The sequence below is a fragment of the Alicyclobacillus acidiphilus NBRC 100859 genome, from assembly GCF_001544355.1.
GTDB lineage: Bacteria > Bacillota > Bacilli > Alicyclobacillales > Alicyclobacillaceae > Alicyclobacillus > Alicyclobacillus acidiphilus.
The window spans coordinates 70372-92460 of record NZ_BCQI01000011.1 but is presented as its reverse complement, the minus strand read 5'-3'; the positions used below and the strand labels follow the sequence as shown (position 1 = coordinate 92460).

Annotated in this window: 28 protein-coding genes and 3 pseudogenes; 4 read left to right on the top strand and 27 right to left on the bottom strand. The window is 51.8% G+C overall.

Features of this window, described 5'->3' with window-relative positions:
* From AAC01S_RS06400 to AAC01S_RS06390, 3 genes are all read right to left on the bottom strand, one after another.
* Positions 1-513: cysteine desulfurase family protein (locus AAC01S_RS06400; protein ID WP_157071080.1), on the bottom strand; the 513-nt coding region annotated here is incomplete at its 3' end.
* Between the two features lie 177 nt (positions 514-690).
* Positions 691-1932, bottom strand: a complete 1242-nt coding sequence (locus AAC01S_RS06395; RefSeq protein WP_067620559.1) for an MFS transporter — start codon at positions 1930-1932, stop codon at positions 691-693.
* Between the two features lie 36 nt (positions 1933-1968).
* On the bottom strand, positions 1969-2454 hold the full coding sequence (locus AAC01S_RS06390) for an MBL fold metallo-hydrolase (protein ID WP_157071079.1): 486 nt from the start codon (positions 2452-2454) through the stop codon (positions 1969-1971).
* A 110-nt stretch (positions 2455-2564) separates the two neighbouring features.
* Between AAC01S_RS06390 and AAC01S_RS06385 the strand changes: the two genes are divergently transcribed.
* On the top strand, positions 2565-3851 hold the full coding sequence (locus AAC01S_RS06385) for an IS110 family RNA-guided transposase (RefSeq protein WP_067620553.1): 1287 nt from the start codon (positions 2565-2567) through the stop codon (positions 3849-3851).
* A 329-nt stretch (positions 3852-4180) separates the two neighbouring features.
* Here the strand turns inward: AAC01S_RS06385 and AAC01S_RS06380 are convergent, their stop codons facing one another.
* From AAC01S_RS06380 to AAC01S_RS06345, 8 genes and pseudogenes are all read right to left on the bottom strand, one after another.
* Positions 4181-4486: an MBL fold metallo-hydrolase gene (locus tag AAC01S_RS06380; protein WP_083511576.1), complete on the bottom strand. Its 306-nt coding sequence runs from the start codon at positions 4484-4486 to the stop codon at positions 4181-4183.
* Between the two features lie 92 nt (positions 4487-4578).
* Positions 4579-5244 carry an ArsR/SmtB family transcription factor gene (locus tag AAC01S_RS06375; RefSeq protein WP_067620550.1) on the bottom strand — a complete coding sequence of 222 codons (666 nt, stop codon included), beginning with the start codon at positions 5242-5244 and terminating at the stop codon, positions 4579-4581.
* 136 nt (positions 5245-5380) lie between these two features.
* Positions 5381-6589, bottom strand: a complete 1209-nt coding sequence (locus AAC01S_RS06370; protein ID WP_245630104.1) for a chromate transporter — start codon at positions 6587-6589, stop codon at positions 5381-5383.
* 34 nt (positions 6590-6623) lie between these two features.
* The gene (locus AAC01S_RS06365) at positions 6624-6935 is read right to left on the bottom strand and encodes a PadR family transcriptional regulator (RefSeq protein ID WP_245630103.1); all 312 of its coding nucleotides are present in this window, start codon (positions 6933-6935) and stop codon (positions 6624-6626) included.
* A 162-nt stretch (positions 6936-7097) separates the two neighbouring features.
* Positions 7098-7421 carry a YnfA family protein gene (locus AAC01S_RS06360; protein WP_067620541.1) on the bottom strand — a complete coding sequence of 108 codons (324 nt, stop codon included), beginning with the start codon at positions 7419-7421 and terminating at the stop codon, positions 7098-7100.
* A gap of 88 nt (positions 7422-7509) precedes the next feature.
* Positions 7510-7901 (bottom strand): annotated as a pseudogene (locus AAC01S_RS06355) (arsenate reductase ArsC).
* A 28-nt stretch (positions 7902-7929) separates the two neighbouring features.
* Positions 7930-8979, bottom strand: a pseudogene (gene arsB, locus AAC01S_RS06350) (arsenite/antimonite efflux transporter); the annotation flags it as partial.
* Positions 8980-9047: 68 nt separating this feature from the next.
* Positions 9048-10266, bottom strand: a pseudogene (locus AAC01S_RS06345) (IS256 family transposase).
* Between the two features lie 271 nt (positions 10267-10537).
* On the opposite strand from AAC01S_RS06345, the gene AAC01S_RS06340 reads away from it, so the two are divergent.
* Positions 10538-10897 carry a hypothetical protein gene (locus AAC01S_RS06340; protein ID WP_157071078.1) on the top strand — a complete coding sequence of 120 codons (360 nt, stop codon included), beginning with the start codon at positions 10538-10540 and terminating at the stop codon, positions 10895-10897.
* Between the two features lie 134 nt (positions 10898-11031).
* Here the strand turns inward: AAC01S_RS06340 and AAC01S_RS06335 are convergent, their stop codons facing one another.
* The 4 genes from AAC01S_RS06335 to AAC01S_RS06320 all read right to left on the bottom strand — a co-directional run bounded on the left by AAC01S_RS06335 (position 11032) and on the right by AAC01S_RS06320 (position 14242).
* On the bottom strand, positions 11032-12201 hold the full coding sequence (locus AAC01S_RS06335) for an MATE family efflux transporter (RefSeq protein ID WP_067620535.1): 1170 nt from the start codon (positions 12199-12201) through the stop codon (positions 11032-11034).
* 354 nt (positions 12202-12555) lie between these two features.
* Complete coding sequence (locus AAC01S_RS20210; protein WP_083511575.1) at positions 12556-12894, bottom strand: double zinc ribbon domain-containing protein; 339 nt, start codon at positions 12892-12894, stop codon at positions 12556-12558.
* A 15-nt stretch (positions 12895-12909) separates the two neighbouring features.
* Positions 12910-13857, bottom strand: a complete 948-nt coding sequence (locus AAC01S_RS06325) for a cation diffusion facilitator family transporter (protein ID WP_083511574.1) — start codon at positions 13855-13857, stop codon at positions 12910-12912.
* Entirely contained in the window at positions 13847-14242 is a 396-nt protein-coding gene (locus tag AAC01S_RS06320; protein ID WP_067620531.1) for an ArsR/SmtB family transcription factor, read from the bottom strand. Before AAC01S_RS06320 ends, AAC01S_RS06325 begins: the two co-directional genes overlap by 11 nt.
* Before the next feature lie 147 nt (positions 14243-14389).
* On the opposite strand from AAC01S_RS06320, the gene AAC01S_RS06315 reads away from it, so the two are divergent.
* Entirely contained in the window at positions 14390-14749 is a 360-nt protein-coding gene (locus tag AAC01S_RS06315) for an ArsR/SmtB family transcription factor (protein WP_067620528.1), read from the top strand.
* Between the two features lies 1 nt (position 14750).
* The gene (locus AAC01S_RS06310) at positions 14751-15401 is read left to right on the top strand and encodes a cation diffusion facilitator family transporter (protein ID WP_067620525.1); all 651 of its coding nucleotides are present in this window, start codon (positions 14751-14753) and stop codon (positions 15399-15401) included.
* Positions 15402-15698: 297 nt separating this feature from the next.
* Here AAC01S_RS06310 and AAC01S_RS20205 read toward each other — a convergent pair whose 3' ends face one another.
* From AAC01S_RS20205 to AAC01S_RS06260, 12 genes are all read right to left on the bottom strand, one after another.
* On the bottom strand, positions 15699-15833 hold the full coding sequence (locus AAC01S_RS20205; RefSeq protein WP_370670813.1) for a hypothetical protein: 135 nt from the start codon (positions 15831-15833) through the stop codon (positions 15699-15701).
* A gap of 48 nt (positions 15834-15881) precedes the next feature.
* Positions 15882-16163, bottom strand: a complete 282-nt coding sequence (locus AAC01S_RS19205) for a hypothetical protein (protein ID WP_157071077.1) — start codon at positions 16161-16163, stop codon at positions 15882-15884.
* Between the two features lie 45 nt (positions 16164-16208).
* Entirely contained in the window at positions 16209-16757 is a 549-nt protein-coding gene (locus tag AAC01S_RS06305) for an MFS transporter (protein WP_067620522.1), read from the bottom strand.
* A 136-nt stretch (positions 16758-16893) separates the two neighbouring features.
* Entirely contained in the window at positions 16894-17340 is a 447-nt protein-coding gene (locus tag AAC01S_RS06300; RefSeq protein ID WP_067620519.1) for a class I SAM-dependent methyltransferase, read from the bottom strand.
* 126 nt (positions 17341-17466) lie between these two features.
* On the bottom strand, positions 17467-17862 hold the full coding sequence (locus AAC01S_RS06295) for a DUF302 domain-containing protein (protein WP_067620516.1): 396 nt from the start codon (positions 17860-17862) through the stop codon (positions 17467-17469).
* A 27-nt stretch (positions 17863-17889) separates the two neighbouring features.
* Positions 17890-18207 (bottom strand): thioredoxin, encoded by a 318-nt coding sequence (gene trxA / locus AAC01S_RS06290; RefSeq protein WP_067620513.1) that lies wholly within the window; start codon positions 18205-18207, stop codon positions 17890-17892.
* 17 nt (positions 18208-18224) lie between these two features.
* The gene (locus tag AAC01S_RS06285; protein WP_067620595.1) at positions 18225-18485 is read right to left on the bottom strand and encodes a metal-sensitive transcriptional regulator; all 261 of its coding nucleotides are present in this window, start codon (positions 18483-18485) and stop codon (positions 18225-18227) included.
* Positions 18486-18556: 71 nt separating this feature from the next.
* Positions 18557-18937 carry a rhodanese-like domain-containing protein gene (locus AAC01S_RS06280; RefSeq protein ID WP_067620511.1) on the bottom strand — a complete coding sequence of 127 codons (381 nt, stop codon included), beginning with the start codon at positions 18935-18937 and terminating at the stop codon, positions 18557-18559.
* Positions 18938-18950: 13 nt separating this feature from the next.
* Entirely contained in the window at positions 18951-19742 is a 792-nt protein-coding gene (locus AAC01S_RS06275; protein WP_217997818.1) for a sulfite exporter TauE/SafE family protein, read from the bottom strand.
* A 168-nt stretch (positions 19743-19910) separates the two neighbouring features.
* A complete protein-coding gene (locus AAC01S_RS06270; protein WP_067620507.1) occupies positions 19911-21053 on the bottom strand; it encodes an MBL fold metallo-hydrolase in 1143 nt (380 codons plus the stop codon).
* Between the two features lie 18 nt (positions 21054-21071).
* On the bottom strand, positions 21072-21647 hold the full coding sequence (locus AAC01S_RS06265; protein ID WP_067620503.1) for a sulfurtransferase TusA family protein: 576 nt from the start codon (positions 21645-21647) through the stop codon (positions 21072-21074).
* 26 nt (positions 21648-21673) lie between these two features.
* Complete coding sequence (locus AAC01S_RS06260; RefSeq protein WP_067620501.1) at positions 21674-22078, bottom strand: DsrE/DsrF/DrsH-like family protein; 405 nt, start codon at positions 22076-22078, stop codon at positions 21674-21676.
* Positions 22079-22089 lie beyond the last annotated feature (11 nt).

Below are 22089 nucleotides of genomic sequence, written 5' to 3'. Positions count from 1 at the left end.
TATGTTATATTTCTTGGCGATTTTAGCGATGTCAGCGATCGGTTGAATCGTACCAACCTCATTATTGGCATGCATAACCGATATCAAAATCGTTTCATTCGTAATCGCCTTTTCAATATCTGATGGTGATACCTGACCAAAACGATCCACACCGACGTACGTGACTTTTGCTCCGAGCTTCTCCAAAAACTTACACGGGTTGATAATAGACGGGTGTTCGATCTGCGTTGTTACAATATGGGTGCCTTTTTCTTTAAGGGCAAAGAATACCCCTTTTAAGGCATGGTTATTCGATTCACTGCCGCCGCTCGTAAAAATGACTTCTTCAGGATCACAACCAAGCAAGTCGGCAACTTGCTGCCTTGCCCTTTCGTACGCTTGTCTTGCAGGTTTTCCTGCCCAGTGTGTAGTTGACGGATTCCCATAATAATCCGTTAAAAAAGGTTTCATCACTTCTGCAACTTCGGGAGCAATAAGTGTACTGGCATTGTAATCAAGGTAAATTCTTTGCAATTCTGATCCCTCCTCGTTTGAAGGCATACAACCAGACTTCCCTTCAATAACCTTTTAGAACCAAGTTAGGAACCGGCCTGTCGTGAATTTGTGATGTGGCCCTCGATGGTTTGGTATTCATTGGCCTGTAGAGTTAACCGTGCATTACCCAAGATGCACTGTTTCGAGTGTGGACGTTTACCTTGTTTTTTGCAATGGTTCTTCCATCCCGAACAACACAAACATCGCAGACACGAGCACGATAGCAGCGAGTGTGCCAATCGTTCGTTCATTTCCTAACCAGTCAACACCAAAGCCAATCAAGATTCCCCCAATCGCATATCCACCGTCACGCCACATTCGATACACGCCAAGGGCAGAGCCTCGCCATACTGGATGCGCCTCGTCTCCAACCGCAGAAAGCAGTACCGGATACACTAGTGCTGTACCAATTCCCATAAGCAGTGCAGTGATTACCCACATTGCCAAAGAATGGGTCAGCAATATAAAACCAATTCCAATCCCATTCAAGATTTGCCCAAGCACAATAGGCGTCTTCCTGCCTACTTTGTCACTCCAAGTCCCGGACAACAATTGCAGTACGCCCCACGTCGCCGCATACATACCGCTAACAAGCCCAATTTGCGCAACAGAGTAATGACTTTGAGCCATCATAACGGGTATAAGTCCCCAGACTGCTGTATCGCTCAGCTTATTCACCAAACCTGCTTGACTGCACGCTAACAACGTACGGTTTTTGAAGCTGACCATTGCAATGACCTGTCCAATGCCGAGTCGTGTTTGGATCCCCACCTGATTCCCTGTCGACATTTCCAACCGGGTATGCGGAAGAGTATCCCGAATTACAATCCATGCCATCAACAATCCAACGACTGCGATGACTTCGGCAACGACAAAGGGAATCGGGCGGGGACCATAAATCGATGCGAGGTATCCGGCCACTCCGCTGATGAACGCAACACCGATGTATCCTGAGAATTCGTTAATACCAAGTGCCAATCCACGACGGGCAGGGCCTACAAGATCAATTTTACTCGTGACAGTCATTGACCACGCAAATCCTTGATTAGCTCCAAGCAGAAGATTCGCTCCGATAATCCATCCCCAAGACGGTGCAAATATCGCCATGAGCGGAACCGGGAGTCCGCACACCCAACCAAGAATAAGGATGGGCTTACGTCCCCACTGGTCCGCAAGCCGGCCGGCAACCAAATTGAGAGGTCCTTTCACGATTCCAAAGGAGACGATGAAGGCAAGTAACACGGACAAGGAATTCAGGTGAAAACTCTGTTTACCGAGTACCGGGACCACCGTACGCTCAATGCCGACCATCGAACCTACAAATGCGTTATTGATGGCCAACAAAATGAACTGTGTCAAATTCGGTCGTAGCCCTAATTTCATAGAACGCTCTTTCATGGCGGCCCCCCTTTCTCATCGATTCCGTGGCCGTTTTTATACTCCATATCCCATGTTGGTCTTTCGAATTATTTCAAAACCCTCGGGCTTAGGCGGGATTTCTTCGAGCATGTATTTCACAAAATCCTCTTTCTTCGTCTTTTGTAATGCCTTATTAAACCGTCGCTCAAAGCCAATTGTGGACGATGGTTTCCCACTTAACGAACGACCGCACACTGAGCCCGAAAAGGCGCCAGGAAACACTTCGATGTGATCTTCCAGTAACAATAGCTTTTTGAAGAGGCTGTCGTACAAATCGGAAGCCCCGATTTCAGCCTCCGATGCAAGTTCTGTTCTCCCAACGTCTCCAACCATCAAAGTGTGTCCGGTCAATACAAACCAGGGATCACTGCTTCTTGTTTTGTCGGTGACAATAAGGGAAATGTGTTCTGGGGTGTGACCTGGTGTATGCAATACTCGAATGACAACGTTGCCGGCAACTACCTCATCTCCATCAGCTACACCCTTGAACGGAAAATTCACTGGGGCAGCATTCCTGTAATGAAGCAAAATCAGATTTGAGGCAATAAAAAACTCCTGATAGTGTTGATGTCGACCAAAACACACCACTTATCAGGAGGTAAAGCTACACCATGAGTATAACGCAGAACAGCAAGATTCGCCGCATCACAGATTCAACCTTGGTTGTCGGAGCAGATATCGCCAAGAAGGTTCATGTCGCACGTGCCAGTAACGTTCGAGGCGTGGAACTTGGAAAACCGCTGACCTTTGACAACACCAGACACGGGTTTGAGAAGTTGTTGACTTGGATTCGGTCGCTTATGTTGGATCACAGTTGTGACAACGTCATTTTCGGTGTTGAACCCACAGGTCATTACTGGATGAATCTCGCTCAGTTCCTACGTCGAGAGGGAATTCAGGTGGTGCTGGTGAACCCGCTGCACGTGAAGAAAACGAAGGAACTTGAAGACAACAGCCCTACGAAAAACGACCGCAAAGACGCACGTGTCATTTCACTTTTGGTCAAGGATGGACGGTACTCCGTACCTCATATTCCCGAGGATATCTACGCCGATTTGCGTGTGGGAATGAATGAAAGAGACCGCTTGTCTGAAGACCTCAAGCGAGTACAGGCACGTATTCACAACTGGTTAGACCGCTTCTTTCCAGAGTTCACGACGGTATTCAAGGATTGGGAGGGCAAAGCAGCCTTAGTGTGCTTGCATGAATTTCCCTGTCCGGTGGATGTTCAGGAAAAGACAGCATCTGAAATTGTTCAGGCGTGGCGAAAGAACGGGATTTTACGGGGCGTTGGACTCAGTAAGGCGAACCTTCTGAAGGAGATGGCTGAGCAGTCCATTGGGCTCACCGAAGGGCTACAGATGGGACACCAAGAGCTGATGATTCTACTGCGCCAATATGATTTGTACCAAGAGCAGTTAGAGCTTCTCATGAGCGAAGTCGAGCGACTGGTGAGTCAGATACCTGGGACGCAGCAAATGCTTAGTGTGCCTGGTGTAGGGTTGGTTACCGTCGCTGGATTCCTCGCTGAAGTCGGGGATCTCTCGGGCTACGACAATGCCAAGCAGATTCAAAAGCTGGCGGGGCTGAATCTGAAGGAGAACAGTTCTGGTAAACACAAGGGACGAACGACGATCAGTAAGCGTGGGCGTCCAAAGCTAAGGTCACTATTGTTCCGTTGTGTCATACCACTACTCGCAAAGAATGCAGAGTTTCAGGCATTGCACCGATACTACACACAGAGAGTGCAGAATCCGTTAAAGCGGATGCAGTCAGCCATTGCGTTAAGTTGTCGACTGATTCGAATACTGTTCGTACTGGGACGAAAACAAATGCCATACGACCCAGTAAAAGTGCTTGGACCCGTACACATGGAACGTCTACAGAACGCTGCTTGAAATTTTTCGTTTTCATCGTTATCCAGTTAACTCACAGTAAGCTCAATTGACAAACGAAGCACGGATTAGCCGGTACGAACGTTAACAACGGGGCAACGACCCTGGCGGGCAGCAGACCACGGCATCCACCCTTTGACAGGCAGAACGATGGAATGTAGCGGGCTCCAATGAGACCCTGTGAGACATGAGAGGGTAAGCCACAAAGGTGCAAGTGGACATCCAATGTGCGACCATATTTTAGAAAGAGGGGCTCAGCCCTTATTTCCACATACCCTTGTGACAGAAAGATGGACTCTGTCCTCATTTCTCGGTCAAATCTGTCTGTCAGGTCAAATGAGTAATACTGCGATTAAGCTAGAATACGGGAGAAAACGAAAGATCATAGAGAGAGATTCGTGTAACACGTATTCTGCACCCGTTTTTTCAGCGAGCGATCGGCCACCGGAAACATGATCCGCATGCAGGTGCGTATCAAAGACGTAAGTGATCTGCATTCCCAACTCCGTAGCTTGGCGGACATAGAAGTCCACGTCCTGAATCAAGGGATCAACGACAACCCCTTTACCCTTACCACCGCAACCAAAGAGGTACGATGCTGCAATAGGTTCCGTATGGAGATACTGTCGGAAAATCATTGATATCCTTCCTCCTATTTGCCTCGATTTTACTTCCGCCCAAATTAACCGGCGTACAAAATTATGCCTACGCACACTCTTCCGAATCCCGCTTACTGATGCGTGGGATGCAGTTCGTTCCACTCCCGAACGCCTTCCTCCAATCGAAAAGCCTGAAATCCCTGCATTCTCAACAACTCGATTGCCTGTATGGCATATACGCAATATGCGCCTCGGCAATACGCAACAATGTCTTTGTCACGTGGAAGGCTAGAAAGTCTCTTTTCAAGCTCCGTAATGGGAATGGAAATGGCACCAGGTATGTGACAAAAGTCGTATTCTTCTTTAGGTCGGACATCAATCAAGGTGATATCTCCCGATTGCAGTCGGGATTCTAATTGTTCGATAGACAAGGGCTCGGGAAACTCCATGTTCCTTGTTAGCTCTTCTCGTAATTGATTTACCTCTGCCAGAATCTCTTCGCCCAAATCCTCAAGCAATAACAACAATTTGGTAGTAGTTCCGCTAGACAATCGGTAAATCGCATACGTGCCGTGTTTTTCAAAACAAACCATTCGTGCTTGTAGCAGAATCTGCAAGTGTTGTGAAACATTTGCCACACTCATCTCAGTCTCCCGAGCCAATGTCTCAACCGTCTTTGGCCCTTGGGACAAGAGTTCAAGGATCTCAAGGCGCTTTGGACTGGAAAGTGCCTTTCCAATCCGAGCGAACTGACTATAAATAGCATCTTTCCATGCTCTCGTATCGTGGTTCGACACAAAACCGCCCCTTTACTATTCAATTGAATACTTGAATTATAAGATGGATATGTGCCCTAGTCAACCAATGTTCCTTGAAGAGACTACAGAGGCCATCTCCCGAGACGGCCTCTGCCACTTTGTTACCATATACACATCACAAGGAGGACACCACGGCTCCACCTATCGCAGAAAGAAGCACAACCACCCACGGCGGGACTTTCCAAATCATTAGCAATCCAAACGCCGCAATGGCGAAACAGAAATCGACTGGAGTTTTGACGGCACTCGTCCACACCGGATTATACAAGGCAGCCACCAGAATTCCGACTACCGATGCGTTGATTCCCATCAGCACAGACTGAAATCCCGAATGACGCCGCATGGCGTTCCAGAAGGGAAGTGCCCCGATGACAAGCAAGAATGCCGGCAAAAATATCGAGATGAGTGCGAGTGTAGCTCCAAGTATTCCGTTAGGACGTGGGTGCATAACAGCTCCCAAGTACGCCGAAAAGGTGAAGAGTGGTCCTGGAACCGCTTGAGCAGCTCCATAACCGGCCAAGAATTCACCGTTCGTCACCCAACCTGGTGTCACCACGGCATTTTGGAGCAGTGGCAACACAACATGGCCACCACCAAACACCAATGCACCTGCACGATAAAAGCTGTCGATCAGGGCAAGGGTTTGGCTATGAGTCACCGACCTAAGAATCGGAAGCCCGATGAGGAACGCAAAGAAGAGAACCAATGAAAAGATTGCTGTCTTACGCCCAATCGGAACACGCATAGGTGGGGCATCACTGACCTGCCGTTTGGAAAACAACAGCCACCCAACGACACCCGCAAGGACAATAATGAGTACCTGGGTGAAGGCCGTTGGCCAGAGTAAAGTCACTATCGCAGCCAAGATCGCTATCGTACCACGAGGCTTGTCAGGTGCGAGTTTGGTGGCCATCGACCAGACCGCTTGCGCTACCACAGCCACGGCCACAATCATCAGACCATGAAGCCACCCAGCATGTTGAATGTTCAGTCCCTTCAAAACGTAAGCGAAAACCACCAGTGCAATGGCCGAGGGCAGCGTAAATCCTACCCAAGCGGCCAGCCCTCCAAGCAGCCCTGCACGTTCAATGCCGATAGCAATTCCGACCTGGCTGCTTGCTGGGCCGGGCAAGAACTGACAGAGCGCAACCAAATCAGCGTAGCTCTGTTCGTCAACCCACTTCCTACGTTTCACGTATTCCTCGTGGAAGTAGCCGAGGTGAGCAATTGGTCCGCCGAATGACGTGAGGCCAAGCCGGGTACACACCTTCAACACTTCAAGAACAGAACCCTTGGTTTTCAGGTTTGAATCAACTTCATCCACATGATCCACCCCCTTCTGATAGAATTGGGCGTGCTTATGACTCTTCAGATTCCAAATTCATTTCACCGTATGATGTGTCTTCCATCACCTCTGATACGAGTTCACGGATTTTCGCTTTGATGTCATGTAGTGCTTCTTGGCCAGTCGGAGTAATGGTGTAATACTTACGCACCTTCCCTTCGACTACACGGTCCTGTCGCTTCAAATACCCCCCTTTCTCAAGACCGTGTAGAATGGGGTACATCGTTCCCGGTCCAATTTCATATCCATGACGTTTGAGTTCCTCCATCATGGCAACACCGTAAATCTCTTGGTGGGCTGCATGATGGAGAATGTGTACTTTCACAAATCCCAGCAGAAACTCCCGAACAATTCGCTCGTCATCCGATATCATATTCCGATATTACAATACGATATCATGAGCGTCAAGGTCGATTCGGTAGCCAGGGATGGAACGTTAACGAATTTATCGTCCAATTCAGCGAACTCGTGCTTGTAACAGTTTGACCTATTTCGGCCCGATCAGGATGACCGTTACACCGATGAGGCAGATCCCTGCCCCAACCCATTCGGATAAATTGGGTGCGTCCTTCGCTACCACCCATCCCCAAAGCACGGACATCACAATAAACACACCACCGTAGGCCGCATAGACTTTGCCAAATGACAAAAACTCCTGTCGGGTGGCTACCACGCCGTACAAAAAGAGAAGGAACCCACCGACAACGCCGACCCACGTTGGCTTCCCGTTTCGCAACCAGAGCCAAACGAGATATCCCCCACCAATTTCCGCCAATCCAGCGATGATAAACAGCATGTAAGCTTTGAGCATCTAACCCCCCCGTTCAGCGATAAGAGTCCGCATCCTTCAAATCAGGATACGGACTCCCGCTGTGAACAACTACTCGTTCCTATCCATCTCAACCAGATCGCCTCCCTGCAGTCCAGTGCTGAGTGCTAACCCGGTCCTTCAATTCGATTTTACTCTGACAGTTCGTCGAGCAACCCTGAATCCGATCCCGAATGGCATCCCGGACCTCCCGGAACTTTGCCTGGATCTCTTCTTCCGTTCCCGTCGCCTTGGCCGGGTCCTCAAATCCCCAGTGCAGGCGCTTCACATGCGGAGGCGTCATCGGGCAGCCACTCCCGCTTCTTTCATGATGGCGACGGCACGAGGATTTAGGCCATGGGCCTCCACACCAGCGCTGTAGACTTCAATCTTATCGCCGCCCAGGTGCCTAGCCCATCCCTTAGTCATTTGACTTCGGCACGGGTTCCCGGTGCAAAGAAAGTATACGATAGGTTTCTTCACGCAAACCGGCTCCCTTCAAATTGTGGAATTAACCAACCAACATCAGCCAGAAATACAATCCTGAAAGTGTCACGAACAATGTTGGTATCGTCAGTACAATACCCGTTCTGAAGTATCTCCCCCATGTGATGGAGACGCCCTTTTTACCAAGCACATGCAACCAAAGCAGTGTGGCAAGAGATCCGATGGGCGTGATTTTGGGCCCCAAATCGCAACCGATTACGTTGGCGTACACGAGCGCTTGGTGCATGACACCGGTCGTATTCGTGGCATGAATCGCCAGGGCGTCAATCATGACTGTCGGCATGTTATTCATGACGCTCGACAAGATAGTCGCAATAAAACCAGTGCCGACGGTTCCAATAAACAAACCGCCATATGTCGCACTTTGAATCACGTGACCCAGCACACTCGTCAGTCCAACGTTACGCAGACCGTATACAACGACATACATACCGATGGAAAAGAACACAATGGACCAAGGCGCCTCACGAATCACTGACCAGGGCCGAATCACCTTGCTTCTCCCGCCCGCAACCAGGAACACCATGGCGATCAACCCTGCAACGATGGAAACCGGGATATGAAGCAGCTCGGTCAAAATGTAGCCGACCAAGAGGACGCCCAAGATGACCCAAGACAAACGAAACATCCCTTGATGCGTAATCGCTTCGAAGGGTTCGGACAAACCTTCGGGTTATACACCCTCGGTATGTCCTTTCGGAAAAACAGGTATAAACCCCCAATACTGGCGGCGAGCGAGAGCAAATCAGGCAATCATGTGAACCGCATAACTGAGAAATCCGACGTGGAAAAAGTCTGCCGAGACGATGTTTACCAGGTTGCTTACGATTAGCGGTAGTGAGGTGGTGTCCGCAATAAAGCCGCTCGCCATTATGAACGGCAACATCTTCCTCATATCAAACTTCAGCAACTTGACCTTCTCGAGAACGATTGGCATTAAGATCAAGGCTGCTCCATCATTGGCAAAGAAGGCGGCTACTATGGCACCGAGCAGTATGACAAATAGGAATACCTTGCGTCCATCGCCCTTTGCAGCATGCGCCATCTTCAAAGCGACCCAGTGGTGTCCCGGCTAGTGGTGTAAATTCACCGTGTGTGTCTAAAGTGTCATAGTTGCATGCTCTACTTGTGTAGTAACACGTTGGCCGTCAGTGAGGGCGGATTGGACTTCAGCTTGGCCATCGATTCAAGACTGAAGTATCGCCGTGACACGAGCCACTCCTCGTGCTGCTCCTGCAGGATGTGCTCCCGCAAGGCGGAGTACCGAGTCTCGGTTAGGGAAAATTCCTACGACATCCACCCGACGCCTCATCTCTCGGTTTAGGCGGTCTAATGGGTTTGTAGAGCAGATTTGTCGCCAGTGCTCCACTGGCAGCGCCATGAACGCCAGCACATCCTCCTCGGCCGCCTCTAGAATCGCCATCGCCTTGGGAAAGCGGCCCCTCAGTTCCGCCACCACTCTTCGCAGCTGCTCACGGGCCGCCTCCTGCGTAGGTTGGGTGAAAATGGTCCGGATGATCGAGGCGACCATGGACTGCTCCTTCTTCGGCACCTGACTCAGCACGTTCCGAATGGTGTGCACCTTGCAACGCTGCCATGTAGCGCCCGTCAATACCTCCGAAATCGCTTGCCGAAGGCCCACATGCGCATCGCTGATGACGTGACGCACGCCTCGAAACCCTCGGGCCTTCAGACTCCGCAGAAACTCCGTCCAGAACGTTCCGTCTTCGCTCGTCCCCACATCGAACCCCAGTACTTCACGCTCACCAGTTTCCGTGACGCCGATGGCCACCACCAAAGCCATCGTCTGCACCCGGCCGCCCTCCCGTACCTTCGGGAAGGTGGCATCCAGCCACACATACGGAAACTCTCGCTCCAACGGCCGTTCCTTGAACTGCCGCACCTGTTCATCGATGCGTTGGCAGAGACGAGATACCTCGCTTTTGCTGATGCCGTCCAACCCCAATGCTCGCACCAAGTCGTCTACTTTGCGGGTGCTGACGCCCTTGAAGTACGCCTCCTGAACAACAGCAACTAGCGCCTGCTCCGCTCTCCGCTTGGGCTCAAGAATCGACGGGAAGAAGCTACCTTGACGGAGCTTGGGTATCTTCAGTTCCACTGTTCCGAGCCGGGTGTCCCATTCCCTCCTGCGATAGCCGTTTCGCTGGGTGGTACGCCCCTGCGTCCTCTCATAGAGCTCCGCTCCGATTTTCTCGGTGGCCTCTGCATCGATGAGAAACTGTGCAATCAGCCGCAACAACTCCCGTAAAAAGTCGACGTTACCCACATCCTGCATCTTGCGAATCCATTCGAGAACTGCGAAGCTATTAAGCGAAGCCATCGTGCGTGCTCTCCTAACTATTTGGTGTTTGCCCACACTTTAGTAGACACGCACGGTGGCTTCGTCGTCAATTGTGGACGACGGATTTTACACCACCACTTGAGACTTTAACCGCTGGGGTCTTTGCCAAATTGTATTGGCCATCGGAGTGGGCCAGCTCCTAACAAACAATGTCTTTCGTGTCCTCGCCATTTTAATTCTGGTTTGGATGTCGATCCGTACGCTAGTGGACATTCCGCCGGTGATACGAATGCACCGGAAGCTTGGCATTATGTGGAAAGTATTTGTTTATACTGCGCTCGGTAACTTAGACAACATGATCTGGCTTGGTTCAGAGCTGAAAGGTCAGTATTTTTGGCCCGCTTTCTTTTCCGTCGTAACAATCCCTCTTTTCGTTGTAGTCTCTATTTTTCTATCAGAACAATGCGAAAAACACCATTGGATACTTATACTTATTGTAGGGGCTGGAATGATGGCGTGGGCGGCCGCCGGTTTGATCATCGAAACACACGGCTGGAGGCTAATCGGGAGCAACATTGTTGTACCAGTACCACAAATTTTGATCGCGCTGTTCATACTCTCATTCCGCGTTATTAGCAAGTTACTTGTAATTCGCAAGCGTGCCTTTTAACGAAGCCCTGATGACCAGAACCCGGCTAAATAATAGGCCGGCATTACGGATATCATTGTCTCCGTCATGGAGCATTTCTTCACGTTCGCATTCTGTAAGATATGTCTTGTGAACCATCCGCCGATGGACAAAACCTATGTCAAGGCACGAATCCAGTTCTTCTTGACCCGATATCGTGCGAATAAGAAAGCCCTTAATGCATTGTCACCAGCGATACTCCCCCATACCGCTGGTAGTCCCCACCCAAGTTTCCATGCGAACACGTAGACCCCTAGTGTTCGTACCAACCATATTCCGATGGTCGTGACCATCATCGGATACCTGCTGTTTCCTCCTGCTTGAATCGCCGAAGTATCTACCAAAACGGCAGCTAGAAATGGTTGAGACACAATATCAATGGCGAGGATGACCGTGAGTAAATGGATAACCTTGTGATTGTGGGTGAACAGCAACCCGAACCAGGGACTCGTGGCACATAGGACAGCCGTGACGGAGGTCATCAATACAGCCGATTGAATGTAACTGGAACGCCGATATTCAGATGCCTCCACGTCGTTTCCACTTCCAATCGCCTGTCCAATCGTCGCCGTGGCTGCCGTTGCAAACCCATTTCCGATGGTGGAGGAAAAGGTGGTAATGGTCCCAGCGATATTGTGTGCTGCATACACGTCAACGCCCATGCGCACGATGAGTCCGAAATAAAGGACTTGGCCGAGCCGCATGGAGAGCCTCTCGAGGGCAGCGGGGATGGCAAAGCGGATCATGCTCGAAACCATGGATGGACGGAATGCCATGTCTTTTGACGTCAGTCGGAGTACATCGACACGGCGAGACATGAACCACAGACGAATGGATGCATACATTCGGGCAAGTACCATCGCCCAACCAGCACCGACAATTCCCCACCCTGGAATGGGTCCGATACCTAAAATAAGTACGTAGTCGAGCACGACATGAAACACATTCATCTCGATTCCCACTCGAAGTGGCGTCTTGGTGTCGCCTATCGCCCTGAATGACGCCGATTGAGCTGTAAAGAGGGCAATAAGCGGAGACATCCCCAGAACGGTTCGAAAATACGGCAGAGCTTCTTGTAGAAGCTCACCATAGGCTCCCATGAGGTGCAATAGAGGGATGGCCCATAGCACAGAAACTGCAGCCAATACAAGACCGATAGTCACGGCGATGAGAAGACCATGCCAAATAGCGGATCGGCTCCGTTCATGGTCCTTGGCCCCAATAGCTCGAGAGAGGAAGACGGAAAGTGCAGCTGAGACCGCGATAAAGACACCGACGTAAGTCATGCTGTAGATGTTGTCACACCCACAGCATCAATGGCCAAGAGTCCGAGCCTAGAGATAAAGAACGTATCGACAACGCCAAGGAAGTTTTGAAGATATGCTTCTCCAATGGCCGGAAACGCAATGGATAACACTCGTTTACTCGGTGTGGAGAGTTTAAGCAAAAAGTTTCATCCTCTCGAGGCCAATCTGGTCGAGTGTAAGGCGTGTTTCACGGACCCTGCCAACATAGAAAAATCGCCGCTCACGGCTGAAAACAAAACGGCGATCCCTGTTTTAGGGACGACGGTTTGCCGGAGTGGTTAAGCAAGACACCCCGGCAATTGAAGTAATTCAGGCTACCGTCTCATCCCTACCCTACAGTTTCTCTCCGCAATTTGGACAAAACGAAGCCTCTTTGGGCACTACTGGACGACCACAACTTCGGCACTCAATGTGTTGGGGTTTTAGATTCGTGCCACAATGTGAACAAAAGTTGTGGGCGGTGCTGTTCGCTCGACCGCAAGTGGGACACTGAGTGACGACAACCTGTGAGCCATGGTGCTCGTGGTGATGAAGTCCGTGATGGTCTTCCTCATCATAATGTTCAAAATGATGAGCATGATGGTCGTGATAGTGATCATGGTCATGATGGTGACCACTGTGATGGCTTCCATGATGGCCGTGACCAAACAAATCCCGAAAGAAATTCGACATCGCTCTCTCCTCCCCCTAGTGGTGATGTACTAGTTCCTTCGTGGCACAAATCTCCGATTCACTATGCGGGTGCTCCGCATCTTCGGTCTGAATCGTTACATGACCGATCCCCATATGAATCAAGCGATGTTCTATGTCCCGTAAAATCTTCTGGCTATCACGGATGGTCATATCTCCGTCTAACACAACGTGACAAGACATCGCATTTTTACCGCTGGTGATACTCCATACATGTACGTCGTGTACATCCTGAACACCAGGTGCTGATCTGATTTCGCCTACGACCTTCTGGAAGTCAACGCCTTTCGGTGTTCCTTCCATCAGAATCACCACGGTCTGTCGCACGATTTTCCAGGCACCGAACGCAATCAACAGAGCGATCAGTACACTGAGAATCGGATCAATCACATACCACTTGGTGACAAGGATAATCACTCCGCCGACGATGACACCGGCTGATGCAGCCGCATCCCCGAGCATGTGCAAGACGGCGCTCTTAACGTTGATGTCCTCTTCTTTGCGCATACCCAGCCCCAGGTACAGGTTCATGAGAAGGCCAACACCCGCACTCACAAACATCCAAACCGGAGTAACCGCTTCGGGTTTCTGGAACCTGTCGTACGCTTCCCACAGAATCCAAACTGTAATCAAAATCAACGTGATTCCATTGATGAGCGCCGCCAAAATTCCAGATCGGTAATATCCATACGTCATCTTCTCGTTCGACCGCTTCTCTGCCTGTTTCAAGGCAAACCAGGATAGCCCAATAGCTGCGATGTCCGTCAATACATGACCGGCGTCAGATAAGAGCGCCAGGCTGTGCGAAATCCATCCACCAATGACCTCAACAATCAGAATCACCAAGGTCAGAGCAAACGCTGTTTTCATTTTGCTGGCAGGAGCGTGTGAGTGAAACACATCCCCATGGTCGTGCCCATGGTCATGTTCGTGATCATGAGTCATGTACATTCCCCTTATCTCGTTCTACATGCATAGCATGGTCAACTCCCATTTGTAAAAGACCAATGATATGTGCGTCGTCACACGTATAGTACACTGTGTTTCCTTCTCGGCGTCCCTTGACAATGCGCAAAGTTCGGAGGTATCGGAGCTGATGAGAAACTGCCGATTGCGTCATGCCAAGAATCTCGGCCAAATCACAAACGCAGAGTTCCCTTTTTGATAAGTTGTACAGAATCCGGATTCGTGTCGGATCGGCCAAAGCTTTAAACGACTCTGACAAGCTTTCGACAACCTGATCGTTCAGTTGACTGGGCAAACACTCCGCCACAGCCTCCTGATGAACAACCGACTCCCCACACCGGTCTTCATGTAGGTGTATTGCCATGACGAACTCCCCTATATGATCATATATTCATAAACTATAGTATGCTCATCTCGAAACCGTGTCAAACCCCGTCGGTTACTGTATTCAAATACTTATGCATATGGTATCATATGCTCATATCACCATATGTAGATTTGAGGTGGCACGATGGTCATTTCAAGTGAGGCATTGAAATTGAGGGCCAAGTTATTCCGAGGACTCGCAGATGCCTCTCGTCTAGCTTTGTTGCTGGCCTTGCGGGATGGCGAGAAAACCGTCAGTACACTGGTGGAGGAAACCGGACTGACTCAAAGCAACGTCTCTGGACATCTGGCCTGTTTGAAGGATTGCGGCTTGGTGACCTCCCGACAAGAATGGCGTCATATGTATTATCGCTTGGCGGATGAACGAGTTGAAGGTCTTTTGCGTGCGGCTGACGACATACTGGCGATCACGGCAGAGCGTGTATCCAGGTGCGTTAATTACTGCGCCGATGATGTAAAAGAACCGGTAAAAGGAGGGTGCTAACGTGTCCACACATGCTGTGTCTGTCAAAAAGGGTGTTACCATTGAATTGGTATCCATACTTTGGATGATTGTCGAGGCGGGTGTTGCAATTGGTGCAGGCCTCCTCGCCCATTCATTGGCTCTGGTGGCCTTCGGGGCTGACAGCATCATCGAGTTGATTGCTGGGGCGGTCTTGTTATGGCGTTTGACCATCGAAGCGAGCGGAGCAAGCTTGGAACGAGTAAAACGGGCAGAAAAAGTGTCATCTTGGGTTGTTGGAATCGCCTTGCTCTTGTTGGCAGTTTATATCGTTGTCGCATCCGCTGATAAGTTGTGGACACATCAAGGAGCAGAGTCCACCTACGTGGGGATTGGCTTGGCTATTGCTTCAGGAGTCATCATGCCCTATTTGTCACGAGCAAAAAAGAGAATTGGATCCGAAATTGGAAGTAAGGCACTTCGGGCGGATGGGTCATGCAGTATCGTCTGTGCCTACATGGCGTGGACTGTTCTAGCTGGCGTTGTATTCACTGCTTTACTGGGTTGGTGGTGGATCGATTCAATTGCAGCGTTGGTGCTTGTATACTTCGTGGTCAAAGAGGGATGGGAAGCAATTCAAGAGGCACGTGACAAGGAAAATGCGTGCGGTTGCTGCCATGACGATTGCTGTTGATCCAAATCACTTTAATACAGGGTCGCTCGAAAACGAGCGTTCTGTCTTCCGGCGAATCCATGCCCGTGGCAAAAATACCAGCAGACCCTGTGGTGGTGCTTCGGTGAATCAAACCAGTACGTTCCTACGAGAGCTCTGAAAAAGTGGGGAATTTCACGGAATCAGGGGGTTCGATTCGAAATTCCAGGGGGAAAACTGCGTGTGTCTAACCTGCGAACAATGGTGACGGGTACACCCGCCCCCATTTTCTTTGCCCATATTTCCATCTGTTCGTGGTTTTGATCACGGCGACCGGTTTTACGAATACGCGGAGACAGCTGAAGGTGGTCGGCTTTGTATCAAGCTTACGATCCGTTTCACGTTCACAACCAGAAACGTGAGATACACTTGGATCGCTACGCGTCGCTTGCCGCGATAGCGTGCCCGCCCCAGGCCGTGGGTCGAGGGCCTCGCCGCTCGAAACCCACGTTCCCTGCTTCTTTATCGCTGCCAAGCATTGCTTACACAAACTTCTTGACGGTACTTCAAATCCACCATTGGAGAATCTGATTGTCTCTCAACAACCAAAAATGTCACCATTCCAATTGTAAAAACCACGTAACTGACTACCACAGCCGGTGATGCCCATCCCTCTTTGAGTCCCATATTCAAGAAATAAATCAGTGCAACGAGTGCCGGTGCTAAAAGTGCTGCTCCTGCAAAATCGAACCGCTCATGTTTAAGGGGCTTCTTATCCTGAGGGAGTAGTAAAATACCAAGCACCGTTCCAATCATTCCAACGGGGAGGTTTACAAAAAAGATCCAGCGCTAATTCAAAAACGAAATCAACGCCCCCCCAATGACTGGACCTAGACTCAATCCGATGCCCTGCGCACTCGCCTGAAAGCCGATTGCCTTCCCACGATCCGATGCCGGCGCAGCAGCCGTGATGATAGCGACACTGTTTGCTTGAAGCATGGCAGCGCCAATTGCCTGCACAACTCTTGAGACAAGTAAGAAGGTCAATGTCGGAGCCAATCCGCACATCAACGAGCCAATCATAAACACCGTGAATCCAAAAGCATACATCCATCGCGGGCCAAACATGTCCGCCACCCGTCCGAAGGGAACAATCAACCCGGCGAGAGTGAGCAAATAAACGAGACTCACCCACTCGATGATGTGCATTCGGACATGGAACTGTTTTTTCAGCACGGGTAACGCAATGTTGATGATGCTGACATTCAAGGCGGCCATGAACGCTCCGGCGCACACGGTTCCCACTACAAACCAATGATAGCCTCGACACTCTCGAACTGACTTTAGCGGCAAGGTGTTCAGGACGGCATTTCGAATGCGCCCAAGCAAAACCGACATCCCCCACTTCCACTCCCAATTCCCTGTCTAATGGTTGCATAACGGCCGTACAAAGACACTCCCTAGTGGGGAGCATGTGACAAATGTCGGACGCCGGCACTCCAGACTTCGATTGGCCAGACATGCCCTTGACTCTTTATTGTGCCACCAAAACATATTGTTGCATATTCGGACGAAACGGCTGACATTGAAAGCCGGCTTCCGTGATCTTCTGCGACAAAGCACCGGCGTCAATGCGCTCTTCGAGCGGCGGCCCCATCTCCATCGGTTTCCTCTCCCACTCGATGACCATCAACTTGCCGCTGGATTTCAGCAACCGCCGGAATTCTGCCAATGTCTGGTCGAGGTCGTCAACCTCATGCAGAACGAGCGAACAGAGAATACGGTCCACACTTCCGTCAGGCAATGGAATATGCTCGGCCACCGCCTCGATCCGCTCGATGTTACTCACATCTGCCTGCGCAGCACGTTCTCCGAGCATCTCCAACATCTCACCAGAAACGTCGATCCCGTACACGGTTTCAGCCGTCAGCTGGGCTAGCGGAATCGTGAAATACCCCGATCCGCAACCAACATCTGCCATGATCCCGTTTTACGTCTAACCACTTCAGAATTTCGTCAGGTGGCAAAAGCTTTCTCCGCTCCGGATTGTCCAGTTTCTCGATATGCTTCGGGTTAAACCGGTGTCCCATAAAGCCCCTCTCCCATTTTACTGGGCTGCTTCGTTCACCGCCTGCTTCAATGCCGCTTCCACCCGTTGTGCCGTTTCCATCAGACTGGAATCTCCGATGACACCCATCAGTGTGGTCGGTTTGGGCAAGCCGATAAAGGTCTTCCCTTGGTCCTCATATACCACCACTTTGCAGGGTAGGAAGTACCCTACCATCAGGTTAGTGGTCAGCACCTGTTTCGCCTCGTGTGGGTTACAGACCTCCAGCACCCGGTAGGGTTTGTTAAACTCCACGCCCTTTTCCTGCAGCTTTGAAGGGATGTCCATCTGCCACAGGACGCCGAATTTTCGGTCCTTCAACGCCGCTTCCAGCGCCTGCACTGCCTCGTCGACGGTCTTCGTGGTGCTGACACTGTAGTGAAAATCGAGTGCCACGGTTCGTCACGCCCCTTCTCGAAATGGTTACAGTACGTCCGCCAAGCGGCTGACGAGTTCACTCTTCGGCATGTAGCCGACCAATTGCTTCACAGGCCTTCCGTTTTGAAACAAAATCATGGTGGGAATGCTCATGATCCCAAACGCACCGGCTGTCCTCGGATTTTCATCGACGTTGAGCTTAGCGACCACCAGTTTGCCCTCGGTGTCGTTAGACAAATCCTCCAGTACGGGTGCCATCATTCTGCATGGCCCGCACCACGCCGCCCAAAAGTCAACCAACACCGGCTTGTCTCCGTTGATGAGAGTGCCAAAATTCTGGTCCGTTGCCGTTACCGTTGCCATGTTTTCATTTCACCCTCCTATCTGCTTTTCATCAACAGGTCAATCGCTTCCCGAATGACCTTGTCGGCACTACCACCGCCAGAGATTTCCTCCCGAATGCACTGCTCCATATTCTCGCCGACTACGTACATGATGACCCTATCCACCGCAGACCGAATCGCCGACAGTTGCGTCACCACTTCTTTACACGACTTTCCTTGCTCCATCATGTGGAGTACGCCCCGCACCTGCCCCTCAATGCGGCGCAGCCGGTGCTTTACTGGATCGTTGTACTCCATTGTTTTTTTATCCTCCTGTCTTTCCTGTATTATACCCCCCTCCGTACAAAAGCGGACGTCCTCGACGAGTCTCATCCGCCTCGGCGGGAATTCCAAGCCAACATGCCACCTGATACATTGCGTACATCGGAGAATCCCTGTTTCACCAGGAGCCGTGCCGCCTGTGCACTTCGCATACCGCTATGGCACATCACCACCACCGGTTTATCCCGATCGAGCTCGCCTAGCCGGCGCTTCAGTTGCCCAAGCGGGATGTTGCGAAACCCTTGGATGTGCCCATTCCGAAACTCCCCCGGCTCCCGCACGTCTATATACTGGACGAGTGGGTGTTTGCTTAAGAGCATCTGTTTCAATTCTTCCGTCCGGATAGACCGCACACCCTTTGCGGGCAGCATACGATACGCCACGTATCCAAGAACGAACACGACCAAAACGAGTCCAAGCCAGTTCATCCCTCACACCTCCCTACAGCAGATGGAATGCCGTCAAATTTACATACAGCATGTAACATGCCACCGCCACCAACACGCCCGAAAACAAGACCTGAAGCCGCCGGACGTTGCGCCCAATCCGAGTACAAGTGTAGACACCAAGCACACCGCCCACCAGGCCTCCACCGATGTAAAGCAACACAATCAGCCAGTCGACGAGACCGGACAGGGCATAAGACACGGCCGTCGTCAGACCAAAGGTTCCCACAGAGAACAGCGACGTCCCAATCGCCTCCGCCATGGACAGACCCGCAGAAAACACCAGCCCTGGCACAATCAAAAATCCGCCTCCGATTCCGAAAAACCCGGACACCAGACCGGTCGTAAGACCCGTTGGAACGACTCTCCCGATCCGAACGTTCGGTCCTCTGCCCGCTGCATTCCGGTTTCGTTTCGGCCGCAGCATCCAAGCGGCGATGATGAGCATCAGTATGGCGAACAGAAACAGCAGCATCTTGTCGTTCGCCAGCTTACCGAGCACGGAACCGGCATAAGCCCCCACGGCACCTGGTATGGCAAACGCAACCGCCGCCTTCCAGTGAACGTTGCCTTGCTTCCAGTGCGGGATGAGGTTTACGTAGGCGTTCACTGCCACCGCCAGGGCTGTACTGCCGATCACGGTGTGCGGATCGTGAACCCCCACCACGTACAAGAGCAGGGGGACGGCGAGGATAGACCCGCCGCCACCAATCAGCCCAAGGGTGAATCCCACCACCCCGCCCGCCAAAACCGCCAGCATCATCTGAACTGCGGTCAAATGCGGCACACACGCACCCCCTTACCCGACGGGGTATATTCCGCCGCAAAAAAATTACACGTGGATCCAGAACCAAACATCAACGACGTACAGCAGAACACCCCTCCTGTCAGGACCATCCACTTGTTCGACGGTCAGAGCGAGCTCCTAAGACGGTGCACCAACTCCCCCATCCTGTCAGCCGTGTACAGCGCACCGGTTCGGACCGATTTCCATCTCCCGCTGCTCCTCTTCATCCGGGTGCAATTTGCCCATGTTCGTGAGTCGAATTTCCTGGTACGCATTCGGCTGCGGCGGCAGGTTTTCCGTCACCAATTTACGGAACGCTATCTCGTCCTGAACCTTGAGTCCCGCATTCGTTTCATACACTTCTCCGAGCCGGGCGAACACACCGCCGTTCTCATCCATCTCGTCCAGGTCAGCGTAGTGGGCGGGCAGCAGGACGAGGTTGGACGACAGGCCGGCATACGTGTCGTACAACGTCCGCCGCAGATCCCCAGCCCAGTCTTCTGCCTTCCCGGCCAGATCCGGGCGACCGATGGACTTGACAAACAGGATGTCTCCCGACAGCAGGTAACGGTCGTCCACCACGAGAGAGGTACTGCCGATGGTGTGGCCCGGCGAATACAACGGCACGATGCGCACATTCGCCTTGCCCACCGCAATTTCTTTTCCCGCCTCGAGAGGCTCGTACGAGAACTGCGCCTCTGCGGCATCTTTTGGCGGCAGCCAGTAGGACGCCCCTGTATGTTTGGCTAGCTTGCGGCCGCCGGAGATGTGGTCGGCGTGCAGGTGCGTATCGATGACGTGGCGAATGACGAGCCCATGCTCTGCTGCAAACTGCTCATACGCACTGGTCATCCGCACCGCATCGACAACGGCCGCGTCTCCATCAGACGCAATCAGATAAGACAAGCACCCCTTTCCGAAGCGCACGAACTGATAAATCGCTCCGCCGGAGGTGAGGTCGCCCACCTTCACCGGCCGCAAGGCTTCGCTCCAGGCCTTCATCCCGCCTGCGAGCACAGCCACATCCCGAACACCTGCCTCCACCAACTGTTCTGCGACGTACACGGACGATCCCTCTTTGGCGCACACCACGAGGATCGGCTGATGTTTCGGCAACCGTGCCAGAGCGGGATCGACCCCCTCCAACAGGTCGAAGTACGGGATGTTGATACTGGTCACACTCGGCCCTTCGATCCTCCAGTCCGCATACTCCTCTTCGTTGCGCACGTCGAGGATGACGAGCGGCTCGTCACGGAGAATTTGTTCGAACACCTCGCTCGCCGACCGGCGTGCAATCGTCGTTTGCGTCATACATCGCTCCTCCTTCCGTCACACATCCTGAGTTGTCGGTCCCTGCCACTCGCTCATGCCAGGCACCACGTTGTGCACATATTGGAACCCATGGGCTGCCAGCACTTGGCACGCTGCATCGCTGCGGCTGCCCGTACGGCAGACGACATAGATCGGTTGATTAACGTACGAATCCAGCTCCGACATCCGCTCTTCCAACTCCCCGAGCGGAATGGAGATGGCGCCGGGAATGTGCGAAAAAGCGTACTCTGCCGGCTCCCGCACGTCGAGGATGACCGCACCATCGTCCAGTTTCTGTATCAGGTCCTCGTTAGACACGATGTGCGGAAACCGCTGCTCAGGCTTCGTCTCCTCCGGCCTTGACTTGCGGATGAAGTGCCGGAATACCTTGCCCTCCGTGATGGTGCCGAGGAATTGGTGCCCCGTTCGGTTCGCCCAGCCCTTGACATCCGCCACTGAACCAGGGTCTGTCGCCACGACTTCCAATACCTGTCCTGCTTCCATCTCATCGATGGCCTTCTTCGTCCGGACAATCGGCATCGGGCAAGACAGACCTTTGCAATCGATGGACTTATCAACTGCGATGTTCGCCATGAATGCATCCCCCTCCGGTCAAACTATTAGAATGTCACCGTTACGTCGGCGTCGTAGGCAAAATCAAGGAATGTCACGGCACCGCCAGCTTCCACACCGTTAATGAAGTCATCCACCGTCATTCCCATGACGTCCATTGTCATCTGGCAGGCAATAAGCTTAACGCCGCTCTCCCTGGCCACGTCCAAGAGTTCTGCAATGGTAGGCACATTCGCCCGCTTGAAACCTTCCATCCAGTGCTCCTTCCCAGGCCCCATGGTGAGGGTGGATTCAGCGTCCTTCCGGATGATGGACAGACCTTCAAAGGTGAAGAAGATAGCTACCTCGGCGTCTGTCGCCGCCGCCGCCGTTGCAATGTTCAAGACCTTGTAAGCTGCGTCCAATCCTCCTTGGGAGGCAATGATAGCTACACGACGTTTTGCTTCTGCCATACATGCATCGC